At 55.0% G+C, this 11,441-nt stretch carries 12 protein-coding genes and 1 riboswitch; of the genes, 5 read left to right on the top strand and 7 right to left on the bottom strand.

Annotated features, from left to right (window positions below):
* Positions 1-250 precede the first annotated feature (250 nt).
* The gene (locus tag GAL_RS06840) at positions 251-1,495 is read right to left on the bottom strand and encodes an RNA polymerase factor sigma-54 (protein WP_024096854.1); all 1,245 of its coding nucleotides are present in this window, start codon (positions 1,493-1,495) and stop codon (positions 251-253) included.
* A gap of 95 nt (positions 1,496-1,590) precedes the next feature.
* Here GAL_RS06840 and GAL_RS06835 point away from each other — a divergent pair, with 95 nt between their 5' ends.
* Entirely contained in the window at positions 1,591-2,544 is a 954-nt protein-coding gene (locus GAL_RS06835) for a hypothetical protein (RefSeq protein ID WP_024096853.1), read from the top strand.
* Here the strand turns inward: GAL_RS06835 and GAL_RS06830 are convergent.
* The 4 genes from GAL_RS06830 to GAL_RS22465 are packed head-to-tail and all read right to left on the bottom strand — an operon-like array spanning position 2,541 to position 4,534.
* Positions 2,541-2,720 carry a hypothetical protein gene (locus GAL_RS06830; RefSeq protein WP_024096852.1) on the bottom strand — a complete coding sequence of 60 codons (180 nt, stop codon included), beginning with the start codon at positions 2,718-2,720 and terminating at the stop codon, positions 2,541-2,543. The two genes, GAL_RS06835 and GAL_RS06830, sit on opposite strands and share 4 nt — an antisense overlap.
* A gap of 19 nt (positions 2,721-2,739) precedes the next feature.
* Positions 2,740-3,876, bottom strand: a complete 1,137-nt coding sequence (locus GAL_RS06825) for a WD40 repeat domain-containing protein (protein WP_024096851.1) — start codon at positions 3,874-3,876, stop codon at positions 2,740-2,742.
* The gene (locus GAL_RS06820) at positions 3,873-4,166 is read right to left on the bottom strand and encodes a hypothetical protein (protein WP_024096850.1); all 294 of its coding nucleotides are present in this window, start codon (positions 4,164-4,166) and stop codon (positions 3,873-3,875) included. The genes GAL_RS06825 and GAL_RS06820 overlap by 4 nt, the downstream gene beginning before the upstream one ends.
* Positions 4,163-4,534 (bottom strand): hypothetical protein, encoded by a 372-nt coding sequence (locus GAL_RS22465; RefSeq protein WP_024096849.1) that lies wholly within the window; start codon positions 4,532-4,534, stop codon positions 4,163-4,165. Before GAL_RS22465 ends, GAL_RS06820 begins: the two co-directional genes overlap by 4 nt.
* A gap of 297 nt (positions 4,535-4,831) precedes the next feature.
* Between GAL_RS22465 and GAL_RS06810 the strand changes: the two genes are divergently transcribed.
* Positions 4,832-5,665 (top strand): GNAT family N-acetyltransferase, encoded by an 834-nt coding sequence (locus GAL_RS06810; protein WP_024096848.1) that lies wholly within the window; start codon positions 4,832-4,834, stop codon positions 5,663-5,665.
* 22 nt (positions 5,666-5,687) lie between these two features.
* A riboswitch (cobalamin riboswitch) is annotated at positions 5,688-5,899 on the top strand.
* Positions 5,900-6,134: 235 nt separating this feature from the next.
* Here the strand turns inward: GAL_RS06810 and GAL_RS06805 are convergent.
* Positions 6,135-7,448, bottom strand: a complete 1,314-nt coding sequence (locus GAL_RS06805) for a flavin monoamine oxidase family protein (protein ID WP_158524444.1) — start codon at positions 7,446-7,448, stop codon at positions 6,135-6,137.
* A gap of 530 nt (positions 7,449-7,978) precedes the next feature.
* Between GAL_RS06805 and GAL_RS06800 the strand changes: the two genes are divergently transcribed.
* A complete protein-coding gene (locus GAL_RS06800) occupies positions 7,979-8,545 on the top strand; it encodes a hypothetical protein (RefSeq protein WP_024096846.1) in 567 nt (188 codons plus the stop codon).
* Positions 8,546-8,986: 441 nt separating this feature from the next.
* Positions 8,987-9,748: an IS5 family transposase gene (locus GAL_RS22165; RefSeq protein ID WP_275541822.1), complete on the top strand. Its 762-nt coding sequence runs from the start codon at positions 8,987-8,989 to the stop codon at positions 9,746-9,748.
* Positions 9,749-9,866: 118 nt separating this feature from the next.
* Here the strand turns inward: GAL_RS22165 and GAL_RS21915 are convergent, their stop codons facing one another.
* The gene (locus tag GAL_RS21915; protein WP_024096844.1) at positions 9,867-10,415 is read right to left on the bottom strand and encodes a hypothetical protein; all 549 of its coding nucleotides are present in this window, start codon (positions 10,413-10,415) and stop codon (positions 9,867-9,869) included.
* 88 nt (positions 10,416-10,503) lie between these two features.
* On the opposite strand from GAL_RS21915, the gene GAL_RS06785 reads away from it, so the two are divergent.
* Positions 10,504-11,391, top strand: a complete 888-nt coding sequence (locus GAL_RS06785; RefSeq protein WP_024096843.1) for a LysR family transcriptional regulator — start codon at positions 10,504-10,506, stop codon at positions 11,389-11,391.
* Positions 11,392-11,441 lie beyond the last annotated feature (50 nt).

Genomic DNA, 11,441 nt, shown 5'->3' with positions numbered 1-11,441 from the left:
TCAAACGAGCTACATCAAGACATTGTCTTAATTTGTTACACACGCTGTTTCAGGCGCTACACTCGGCGTTACACTTGCTGAAACACTTGCGTTACACGATCCTGTGTCAGGACCTCAAAAGCCCTGGCGGAACGCAGCACAAATCTTTGGAAATCTTTGAAATTTCTGCACTGCAGCAGCATAGGAACGCATCTGCTCTGCAAAGGCGTAATACGACTTCAGAAGTTCCGTGACCTGCTGAAAAAACGCGTCAGGCTCGCTGGCGTCGCTTTGCTGCCGGATGGATACCGATATCCTGACGGTAGTTTGAGACAACCCGGCGTGAAATCGCGATCCCTTCAGACTGAAGGATCGCTGTCAGTCGCCGGTCCGACAGCGGTTTCTTGCTGTCTTCTTCAGCCAGCAGCGCCCGAATACGCGCCTGCACCTGTGGCTTGGATTGGGTTCCGCGAACAGATGCCGTGCCGGAAAACAAAGTGCGTGCCAAAACAATACCGTTCGGCCCTTCGATCAGAAGCCCATTCAAAACACGGCTGACAGTGCTCAGATGAAACCCGGTTTCCTGGGCTATTTCAGACAAGGTCATGGGAACCAAAGCCTGATCGCCAAACCGGAAATACGCCCCCTGACGTTCCACAATTTGTCCAACAACTTGTTTTTGCGCCGAGGCGCGCGCTTTCAAAGCATGTTGCAGTGATCGCGCTTGAGCCAATGCTTCTGTAGCTTCACTTGCGCGACCGCTGCGGGGCAGATCAATAATCTCGACGTCGCCTTGCCAAGCCGCGAGATATTCGATTTCCAGCCGATCATCTGACAGCGAAACCCGAACATCCGGTTCCCGAGTAAGCGTCGGATCAGAGACAAAAGCAGTGCCCGGTTTCGGGTCAAGCTGTCGCAGAAGTACCAGACAATCCTGCACGGCATCCCCTGACAACCCTGTCGCCCGGACCAAAGCTGCAGTACCACCGCTTTCCAGCTCAGAAAGATGGGCCAAAACCACGTCCATATCCGCAGTCATGGTCTCCCGCTCTTCCAGCTGTAACCGCAGGCATTCCTGTAAATTCCGTGCAAACAGCCCCGGCGGATCAATACGTTTTTGGACAACCTGCAAGGCGGTCTCTACCAGCATAACACTCAGATCTAGGCTTTCAGCAATCGCGTCAACCGGACGACCCAGCCAGCCCGACGGTTCCAGTTCCGCCACCAATGCGGTGATGACTTTTTCCATCAGCCCGCCCTGACCGATCAACCCTGCCAGCTCCTGAAATACATGATCGTAAAGGCTGTTTGCTTGCTCTACCGCAGTCATCTCCAGAACATCGGTGGCACTCATCGAAGCCGCACGGCGTTGGCGCAAAACCAACACCGGATTTTCCTGCGCCTGCGCTGCCAGATGCTCAGTCAGTTCGGCAGATGACATCTGCAGCAGGTTTACAACTTGACCAAGTCGAAAAACCTGGCCGTGTTTCGCGCGCAGCTGCGTCTTTAAAGGCACGGCACTGTCTCCTGTGCGAAGGGCCGATATAACGCTAGCCCCAAGGGTAAGTCCCGCGCTATCCTGCAAGAAAGTGACAATGGAAAAGCAGCCAGATGAGCCCTCATTTTCCCATCGCTGGTATTATTCCGCTCGACGGAGCCGCTCCGGAACTCTCCTATCCGGGTCTTTCGCCCCAGCTTCTGGCACGGGTGCGGCAGCTTTGGTCCGCCGCTGGTCTGGATTTCGACCATAGCTGGCGTGTGGGGTTGCGCAGCCTGCCGGGGTTTCGTGCCCTGCCCCGCATTGAGGCGGCACCCGCCAGCACCGACGTTGATCTGGTGTTTCTCTACGATCAGGCCGTACTCTGGGTTCGCGCCTTGCACGAGGCTGCGGCTATCGGACGTCAGGTTCAAACCGGCGAACTGACCGCTGATCAATGGCACGGGCTGGCGGCGCTCTCTGCCCGATTGACTGAACAGCTTGCAGCCTTGCGCCTTCTTGCTTTGACGGATCTGCCGATGCCCGCGATGCAGATCGCCCGATCGCTGTCGGAAGACGTGGATATGGCACTGGTGATCCTGATCCGTCGCAAACTGGCCGAACGTTTCGCAGCCTGCCGAAGCGCCGAGGAGGCCAGCGATTTCTGGCGTCGTCACATTGCCGGGGGTCGCGCCTTTCGCACGATCTCTGAAAAGCTCTATGCGGTTGGCATCGACTATTCCGCCGACACTGATTACGCCAAATGGCGCAAGTCGGTGCTGACCACGCTGGGTGCAGCGGTCCATAGCAATGTGCTCAAGACCGAAGCGCCGCGGCGTCAGCCGGGCACGGTCATGATGAATGGGGACAGCCTGCATTTCGCCACCTTTCGCATTCATGAACTTTGCGCCTTTGCACAATTGCTTGAGCCAGATCTGACCAACGCACTCGAGACGGCAGCAAATTCCGCACCATCGCCCAACCCGCTTGCAGGGCTGGCCGCTCCGATGAGCGCAATCATCGTCAATCAGATTCAGAGTTTATCGGCGCCGCCTTCGAACTCTTCGAAGGCGGCCAAACACCATTAGTGTTTCAAGTCCTCGGGTGTCCCGAGCCGATTTTCCGACACCCAACGCGCAGCTAGAACCAGCGCGCCTGCGGCAAAATCTTTGCCATGTTCCGAAACCATCTCTTCTGCAACTTTCGCAAGCTCTTGAAAGAAACGGTCCTTACTCTGTTCTTCGGTTGATAGTGCTTGTGTCATTGTTCTCCCTCCCTGGGTATTATTTGAACATGTTCTTGGGGAAGGTCGCGATCGACAGACTGCCGTCCTCCCCACCAATGCCCAGATGCGTTCCATCGTCAGACCAGGCCAGTGCAGTAACCGCCGAGCCTGTGCCCTCACGCACCAGCATTTCATCCGGATGCCCGATACGGGACAGCATCACGAGGCCGGTGCCGTAGCTTACGGCGCATAGATCCCGCTTCGGATGCACTGCGATCCGGTCGACGATTGTGAGACCAGGTTTGCCCGTCTCAATCGGTTCACCCGTATGATCGCCGAATGGCAGATCCGGCAAGGACCACCCCACGACCCTAAACGCACCTGAGGCGACAACCGCCTTAGCCTTGTCGCTGAACTGCGCAGACAGGACGGAAGCCGGAAAATCGACGATCCGGTCGGCTGTCCCCGCCGACACATCGACCAACAATACTGCCTTGTCTTCGCAGCCCGCCACCAGCCAGCGCTGGCACGGCGACCATTCGAGGCTGAGCAGCTTACCATCGCAAGCAATCTGAGCCTGGCAGGACAAGTCTTTGGTGCGGACGATGCTCACTTGACCTGCGCCCCAGCAGGCCAACAGGGATTCATCATCAGACACTGCAATACGGGCTACACTGTGATCCAGCGAAACATCCGCTATCTCGGCCCCGCCGCTTGCCGCTGCAAGGGCCACATGCGTCTCATGCGCAACAGCCAACTGACCAGAGCGCGAAAGCGTCGCGAGCGCTGTGACCGTATCCGACCCCGCCGCAGTCATTGCTAGAGTCTGGCCTCGCGCAGTTGCACGCCAAAGCCCTCCCGTCTCGGAATGGGAAAAGGCAAACCCCTGCTCCTCCAACCGGCAAAGCGACACATCGGTACGCGCCATGGATGTCTCGCTCAAAACCGGCGGTGGTAACGGCTTGGACCTAGGTCGAATGCTCGACCGCCCCGTATCCGCCTCAACCCTGACCCGACTGTCCGGGCTCTCGGCGTCATGCACCGAGACAAACGCCAGTTGACCATTCGCCAGTTGCGCAGCCAGAGAGCTCCCCTTGGCATTGAATAGAAGGGCACGCACCTCGGTTTTAACATCCCATGTGCGGGCAATCAGGTCAAAAAGTGTCATCGCCTGCGGTGGCTTGTGCTGTGTCATTCCGCTTGCTCCTTCATCACGGCTTCCAGTTCCTCATCGAGGACGGCAAGCTCGGCCTCTAGCCGATTAATCGTCTCAGTGTTTTCTTTAAGCGCGGCATCGTTCTGTGCGCGCATATCCTCGTGGGTGTGATCCTCCACCCCGTCCCGCGTGTCTTTCATATCCAGCACCATTAAACCGCTGGCCGCCTGATTCAGCCGCAGCTGTTCAGTATTGGCTTGGGCAATTGCCTGAACAATTTTCACCCGGTCCATGATGATCTCGCCAGAACTGCGTGATTGACCTGTCATAGGCACCCCCTGTAAATCAGCGCCGACTTTTGCAGAAAAAGGCAAATCCGATGACAGATCCTGCCGATCTCCGTTTTTTCCAGGCGCTCAAAGATATTTGCAACAGCACCGAAAATGTCGATCAAAGCTGTCGCGATGCCATTGATCGTGCGCTGGAAACCAGAGACCCACTGGATATGAGATCCGCCCGCAAAGCATTGGAAAGATTGGATGATACTCTCAAGTCCGACCTTTTTCGGCAGGTCCATCTCCGCATGGCCAGCGATCTTTCCGCGATATGGGATTCGTTGCCCGGCAAGCCAGGATCCAACAAGCCGAACTGAAGCCATCATTGATTTGATGCGATGTCGACTTAACGTCTTCTGCATTGGCTCCCCTCCCCAGGTCCCCGTTTTCGGGTGGCACTCAGGGTATCCGAGCAACGGGTTGACGCAATTAGAAAGGACGGAAACCTACGTTTTTCTGCGAATTGCTCAGGCAGGTCCTGAAACATGTAAAATTGCGTTACGTTTTGCGCCGGGCTTTGTAACGGCCTGTTTCGAAGTCGTTTTTTGCTGCGCCGCAGAAAATCCTCCTAAACCTGTAAAAAGCCGAATCACTTGCTTGATTCGGGCACCGAATCACCGCCCAATTCAAAGAGGGCGGCAACTGAACAGCGGAGCACCATGGGGAATCTTCCTGACATTCTGACCGATGGCGACCTCCGTCTACGCCCGATGTCTGCGGACGACCTGACGCTTGTCACAGCGCATTTCAACGATAAACGCGTCACACGCTGGCTTGCAGCCGTGGCGCAGCCTTTCGGGCCCGAGGCAGCGCACGAGCTTCTGGCACATGGAATGCATTCCGGTGAAAACCTACGTGTCATAGAATATCATGGCAGACTGGTGGGAGGTCTCTGCATCGGAGCGTCGCTCTGGTACTGGCTCGCACCGGAATTTTGGCGCCAGGGCTTAATGCGTCGAGCGCTGGAACTGGTTATCACAGCCCGCTTTACCAGCACAGCTCCGCCCCTGATCGCCACCGCCCATGCAGAAAACACCGCATCGCGTGAACTGCTGACTGGCCTGGGGTTTTCAATTTCCCCCGCACCACGACGCATGTTCTTTCACGGCACCGAAACATCCGAGCCTTGCCGCGACTACGTGATGGCGCCCGAGCAATGGCACCTGTTACATCCGCTGACATTCAGAGCAGGCGACCTGTCGTTTCGCCCGGCCCGGCAGCAGGACACTCCAGTCCTTGCGCAGATGCTAACGGCCGCCGGACCCGTCCCTTGGCCCGAGAGAGAAGCCCTCCCCGGTTTCATAGAAGAGCACCGCTACCGTGGCGCAGGACAGGGGCTTTTTGTGATGTCCGATAGCAACCGCCGCAGCGTCGGAATGGCTCTTCTTACAGTGGCTGACCCACAGCTGTGCTTTTTGTCGGAAGGAGAAGACAACCGTTACCGGGTGCAGGTCATGGACGATCTAGCCCGTACCTTTGCCACGCGGTCTTAAGCTGACCCGGGACGTGGCTTTGCTTGAGCCCCGTTGTTCTGGTCCGGCTGGAAACCACGCGGTTAAACGGGAATACGGCGAGGTGTAGGTAACAAGTGCAGAGGCCGCGACGCCCCCCACCCGGTAACCGTCAGCGAAGAGCAATACTGCAAGATGCCATTGCCCCAAAGGGTGGAAAGGCACGACACCGCCTCACTCCACAAGCTAGGAGCCCCCCGGGATGATCACTCTGTCCGGGTGACGGCGCGCTCGGGAAAACGAGCGTCCGTAGCGGTGGCAGTTTTCACCGCCTGCGACGGCAATTCCTTGCGAAGACCAATACGGGAGGCGCAAGTCCTGATCCAGCAATGGCGTATGCCCTACAGCACCGTCAGGCCGTACAGCGCGTTGGGATATGCGAAGCTGGTCGGACCAAAGCTCAGAGCGACCGATGCTGCGAAACAACGAGATGGCCGCCTTCGGATCGGATTTACCTCCTGGTTATCGCATTCGCAGTGCGCAGGCCGGACATAAGAGCACCGTGGGTCGTACTGTGATAGTCAAAAATTGTATGTTCACCTGCAAAAAAAAGACGGTCTTCGATTGGCTCTGCGAAAATCTCGAACTGATCTGGCGAGCCGCCCACCTGGGGATACGAATACGCACCTCTGAAATTCGGATATTCAGACCAGTGTGTAGTCAACACAGCTTCGGGCGTGCCAATAGTATCCCCCCAAACAGATCGCAAAACGTCCAGCGCGTCTTCGGTCATTTCGGATGGATCCATTTGATCTGCAATGGGTGCATAACGACCAAATGAAAGGCCAAGCAGGATGTTCTGATCGCTGAATGTGCGGTAGTTGAGCCAGTAGTTCCAGCGCCCTTTTGGCTCTGTGCTAATCCCAAAATACTGGATACCCTTATCCCAAAATGCGGTTTTGAACTTCATAGCGATCTTGGTTACAGACCCAAAGCCAAGCTCGGAAATTGCCGTTTGCAGTTTACCAGGTAAAGGCGGATCGAACTGGATAGTTTTTGCTTTCAAAACACCCAAAGGCGCGGTGCAAATGGCGTAGTCTGCCCGCAGGTCGCCAACCGTTACGCCATTTGCATCGTAGCTGATCTGATTAACCGGCGTGTTAAGGTGAATGTCCAATCCCTCGGTTAGAGGAGCAAGGATCGTCTCGTATCCGTTCAATAATATCGCGTCATCACCATCGAACGCTTTATCTGCGAAGGCATTTGCGGCTGAGATGTCTTCGATACCAGCTCCGATGTCGAACTCTATGAATGTTGAAAGCAGCAGTTGACCAAGCGGATTACCCAAAACTTCGAGCTTAATATCTGCAATTGCCTTTGCAACGCTCCGTTTATCCCTCCTCAAAACAAGCATATTAAGCTCGCGCAAAAGGTGCTCGTAGGTCTCATCCATATACGCATACTCTGCTTCAGCCAGAGGTTTGCCATCCGAGCCAAAAACTTCGAGGTTATCATCATTGGTAACAAAACTTGGTCCGCCGACGTGCTCTGCCAATTTCTGGATTGGGTTATCCTCGCTCGGGCCATGTATCCAGCCCGCCCCATATTCAAATGGTGCTCCCAACGACATGTCTGTTCGGATGCGTCCGCCGACATACTCACCCGCCTCAAATACAATGACAGTTGCCCCGCTCTTGCGCAGCGCTTGCCCGGCGGCCAGTCCGGCAATACCGGCACCGATAACAATCACCGTTCTGCCGTTTAGGTTTTGGGCGGATGATTGAGATGCCAGTACTGCCAGAAAACTGGCAATCCCGAGTTTCAAAGTTTGCCTCCGCGTCTGCATGGGCTGTTACTCGACCTCACAAATGGGTGGTATGGGGCAGTTTCTTGCAGTGGACCGGTCAATGAGGCCCTCTCACCTTAAGCGTGTCAACCAGATCATTCCTTTCAAGACAGATATATAGTCCATCAGGATCAAGGTGCTCCAAGTCATTACTTTTCCATCCGCTTTAAGTAGCCAGCGTTGCTGAGATAAGTCCTGTTGGCGGGCTTTGGAAAACGTGGCCTGCAACGCAAAGCAGACCTTCGTTCCCGCTAAATCTAAGACCGACTTTAAGCCATCACAGTTTGATCATCGCCAGCTCTCAGCCACGCATTTTTGTGAACAGCGGAAGCAAGATCAGCGTCACCCTGATTGAGATCCTCAATGGTGGGAAGTTGAAGCAAGTCCGCGTCACATTGAAGCCTTTTCCCAAAACCTTGACGTGTCACGACAATAACCCTGAACCGCAAATTGCCAAGTTGGTTCCATCAACAACGCATCAGACACGCTCAACCTAGAGGGACCAAGACATGACAAAGCCACTGGTTACAATCGCTACCACATTCGCGCTTATCCTGAGTGCCGGCACCTCCACGGCCGGTCCGTTGCCGGAACATCGCCAACGCGAGTTTTCGCATAATGCTCACTCATCAACGTCGCAAACCGCCAGTCACACTGACGAGAGGACGAAGTCTCACCAACCCAAAACATCGTCCGATTTTGGCTTCGATTTGCGTTCAGACCGCCATCTCGGTCAGTACAACCTGTCCGCCACCTTGCAGTATCCCGCAGTAAACTCAAATTGGAGTTGGGATTTGCCTGCTGTTGATGTGACCGGACTTGATGCTGCTGGATATGCGAGCAACGACGGCATTCACCTGAATTGGGAGAAAAACCAAGAGAACCAACCGCTAGGTTACACTCCACAGGAGGGTCGATACCTCCTTGGCTCCGTGTTCCTTGTGGCCGTAGGGTTTGGGATCATCATAGAAGGTACGGCGGAAATTATTTATGATATCTATTGTCCCCGTGGCAATCTCGGCCCAGCCGAATGCTACGTATTCTGGAATGCGGGACACTGGATCTATAACCATTAATTGCTGCGCAGCGAAATAGTAAGACCACCCGGTAATAAGGGTGGTCTTACCTTAGGTGCAGACGAAAGCCTATCCAGCGACCTTAGGGCTGGGAAAGCACCACGCAAGGCGCGGCTGCGGCCGAGACCAGTTGCTTACCATTCTCATTGTTAGGAGACACTTGATATTGCAGTAACGGGAAGAAACCGGGGGAAACCGGATCACACCGGACGACGCGTAAAATTCGGGTTTCAAGACGATACTAAGGGGACGTACCAAGTTGGCGCTTGTCTTGCGCAATTTGAAAACCGCGCTGGGATCGGTCCGACATCAAAAACCAAGACAGCTCGAGTTGTCAATTACTCGGATCCAGCTGCCCCAGCGTTGCCTAGGTTCTGGCCCCATTAGTTTGGTTGCCGCCATCTCGGCTGCGTGTTTCAAGCCCCTGAGTTTCAGGGGTATATCACGAGCAATCTATTCTGGCTGACTGACGAACAGATGGCGCGCCTTCAGCCTTACTTTCCGAAGAGACATGGCAAGCCGAGAGTTGATGATCGACGTGTTTTGAGCGGAATTATCTTCATTAATCGCAATGGGTTGCGTTGGTCTGATGTGCCTCGCGAATATGGATCACCAAAAACCCTCTACAACCGATGGAAGCGGTGGAGCGATATGGGTGTGTTCGCTCGGATCATGACCGGGTTCGCTGCGGAGGGAACCGATCACAAGACCCTCATGGTCGACGTAACCTACCTCAAAGCGCACCGCACGGCCTCCAGCCTGCGGTTGAAAAAGGGGGGGCATGGCAGGCTGATCGGACGCAGCAAGGGGGGCATGAATACGAAGTTGCATGCCGTTACCGATGGTCTCGGACGCCCGATACGCTTCTTCATATCCGCAGGGCAGGTCAGCGATTACATGGGGGCCAGAGCTTTGGTGAATAGCCTTCCATCGGCTGATTGGCTACTGAGTGATCGCGGCTATGATGCCGATTGGTTCCGCGAAGCCCTTACAGACAAGGGAATAAAACCCTGTATTCCGGGTCGAAAATCGCGCGACAAACCTGTCCGATACGACAAGCGCCGCTACGAACCCCGTAACAGGATCGAGATTATGTTCGGACGCCTGAAGGGCGGGCGCCGTGTAGCCACTCGCTATGACAGGTGCCCGAAGGTCTTCCTCTCGGCCATCGCTCTCGCAGCTACCGTCCTGTTCTGGCTGTAATTTAATGTGTCTGGAGCCTAGGCCCAACGTCAGTACTGCGGACAAAGCAGCAGTAGACCGATTGCGCAGTAAGGTCTGCTGTAGAACCGTTCGCAAAGTCTGCTGCATGTGGAATCAGTTACCTCGATAGCCAAGGCTGCAGCAGCCTGCTCAGCATCGGCATTATTGGATTGATCAGAAGAGCTGACAAAAGGGTCACAATCACGAACATTCCGAGCAATGGTGGCAATCCGCCAACGACAGGTTCAGTGATCAGTCGAAGCAGGACGAGAGTGGGATATACTCCCAACACCGATAAAACGAGCTGCTTCCAGAACGGCGGCCGTTTGAGCTCCGCGCCTGCGACGTGATCTACCCACATGCCAAGTCCAACGCATTTGGATGTGTGGACGGCTCCGCCGGTCACGGCCTCAACTTCTGCCAGCTTCTTCATGATTTCAGTGTTGACCCTCCATCGCTCCGACGCTTCCTCATTTTCAAACCGGAGCTGTACGGTGTAGCCCATGTGTTCCTTGCCAGGATGGCGGACGACATCGGCGGAAATAAAACCCGGCACTTTCTCGAACAAAAGATGCATTTCCCGGACTTTGGGCTCCAGTTCGCCTACCAAAGAAAGGCGAACTTGATCAGAAAAAGCCAGCGTCACGATATTGGTCTGGTCGTTCATGGTATTGCCTCCAGCAACAGGTTGGTCTTGCAGATTTAAGATGATACAACTTGCAAGGAAATTCCAAACAGCTGCAAAGAAGAGTTGCATGGACGCACAGACGATAGAATGGAGCGATGTCCCCTTTGTGCTGGCCGTCTGCGAAACAGGAAGCTTGTCCGGGGCCGCGCGAAAACTGGGGGTGAACCATTCGACTGTCTTCCGGCGCGTCGAGAGCCTGGAGAACAGGCTTGGCGTAACCTTATTTGAGCGGTTGTCGCATGGGTATGTGATGACTGCTGCGGGCGAGTATTTTCTTCAGCATGGCCAGAAGCTTCAGGAGCGCATGACCCGGATACAGCGTGAGCTGAGCGGTCAGGATTTGCGGCTGGAAGGGGTTTTGTCTGTGACGACAACAGACTCACTATTGTACTTGCTTTCACCGGTGTTTCGGGATTTTCAGCACAAATACCCTGAGGTGGAAATGCGGCTGCTTACAGGCACCCGTCCGCTGGATCTGATGCAGCGTGACGCGGATATTGCATTGCGTCCAACGCAGAATCCGCCGGAACACTGGATAGGCCGTAACCTGTTGCCAGTTTCTTACGCGGTCTATGCCCATTCGGATTATGTGAAAGCTATGCAGTACCTGCCGCCGGAACGGCACCGCTGGCTGCAGTTGGACGACAGTCTGCGGCAATCACCTATGAACAAAGTGACAGCTACTCATAAAGCGGACATTGCCCCTGTATCCTTAACCAGTTCGGTCATGGGGATGTTCGACTTGGCCCGTGCAGGTCTCGGTATCGCTGTGCTGCCGTGCTACCTTGGCCGGACTTGTCCCGAGTTGCAGCAGCTGCACGCCCCGGAGACAAAGAATGATACTTGCCTCTGGCTGTTGGCACATCCTGACATCAGAAGAAGTGCAAGGGTTCATGCCTTCTTTGAATTCGCCACGGTAAAGATCCGTGAAGGCCAGTTCAGTTTCGTTGAATAGCAATGGCAAAGCCCGAAAGTACTACACTCGGGCTTTGCCTACACAGTTTG

Origin of the sequence: Phaeobacter gallaeciensis DSM 26640 (assembly GCF_000511385.1) — a bacterium.
Classification (GTDB): Bacteria; Pseudomonadota; Alphaproteobacteria; order Rhodobacterales; family Rhodobacteraceae; genus Phaeobacter; species Phaeobacter gallaeciensis.
The sequence above is the reverse complement of the archived record's forward strand: the minus strand, read 5'-3'. Positions and strand labels throughout refer to the sequence as shown.

Bases quoted from the DNA above. Each gene is read 5' to 3' on its own strand.
- GAL_RS06835 (WP_024096853.1), top strand. From the start codon at position 1,591: ATGAGCCCTCATTTTCCCATCGCTGGTATTATTCCGCTCGACGGAGCC.
- GAL_RS06830 (WP_024096852.1), bottom strand. From the start codon at position 2,720: ATGACACAAGCACTATCAACCGAAGAACAGAGTAAGGACCGTTTCTTT.
- GAL_RS06825 (WP_024096851.1), bottom strand. From the start codon at position 3,876: ATGACACAGCACAAGCCACCGCAGGCGATGACACTTTTTGACCTGATT.
- GAL_RS06820 (WP_024096850.1), bottom strand. From the start codon at position 4,166: ATGACAGGTCAATCACGCAGTTCTGGCGAGATCATCATGGACCGGGTG.
- GAL_RS22465 (WP_024096849.1), bottom strand. From the start codon at position 4,534: ATGCAGAAGACGTTAAGTCGACATCGCATCAAATCAATGATGGCTTCA.
- GAL_RS06810 (WP_024096848.1), top strand. From the start codon at position 4,832: ATGGGGAATCTTCCTGACATTCTGACCGATGGCGACCTCCGTCTACGC.
- GAL_RS06800 (WP_024096846.1), top strand. From the start codon at position 7,979: ATGACAAAGCCACTGGTTACAATCGCTACCACATTCGCGCTTATCCTG.
- GAL_RS21915 (WP_024096844.1), bottom strand. From the start codon at position 10,415: ATGAACGACCAGACCAATATCGTGACGCTGGCTTTTTCTGATCAAGTT.
- GAL_RS06785 (WP_024096843.1), top strand. From the start codon at position 10,504: ATGGACGCACAGACGATAGAATGGAGCGATGTCCCCTTTGTGCTGGCC.